The following is a 419-nucleotide window of genomic DNA, read 5'->3' as shown; positions in this document are numbered from 1 at the left end:
ACATCGTCGACATGCGCCGCTACCAGGTCATGATCGAGTCCGCGTTCCCGTCCGAGGCGGGCACCATGCTCAAGAACCTGGAGAAGAAGGGCAACCCCTGGGGCCTGGCGAAGAAGCAGCGCCTGGAATGGCTCAAGGAGGTCGACTTCGACATCCCCGTCGTCGGCCGCGACATCGAGGACCTCACCGAGGTCGAGTACCTGTACTGGGTCGGCTGCGCCGGCGCCCTCGAGGACCGCGCGAAGAAGACCACCAAGGCCTTCGCCGAACTCCTGCACATCGCCGGCGTCACGTTCGCCATCATGGGCGGCGACGAGAAGTGCACCGGTGACTCCGCCCGCCGCCTCGGCAACGAGCCCCTCTTCCAGGAGCTCGGCATGGACAACGTCATGGCGCTCAACACCGCCTTCGGCGAGGAA

1 protein-coding gene is annotated in these 419 nt (G+C 65.9%); it reads left to right on the top strand.

The genetic code is table 11. The annotated features are described in order from the left end of the window. The coding region (locus tag QQM72_RS40700; RefSeq protein WP_314225838.1) for a heterodisulfide reductase-related iron-sulfur binding cluster at positions 1-419 on the top strand (419 nt) is incomplete at both ends.

Source organism: Streptomyces zaehneri, from assembly GCF_032248645.1.
In the GTDB taxonomy this organism is placed as follows: domain Bacteria; phylum Actinomycetota; class Actinomycetes; order Streptomycetales; family Streptomycetaceae; genus Streptomyces; species Streptomyces coriariae.
This window is presented reverse-complemented; position numbering and strand designations above follow the sequence as displayed.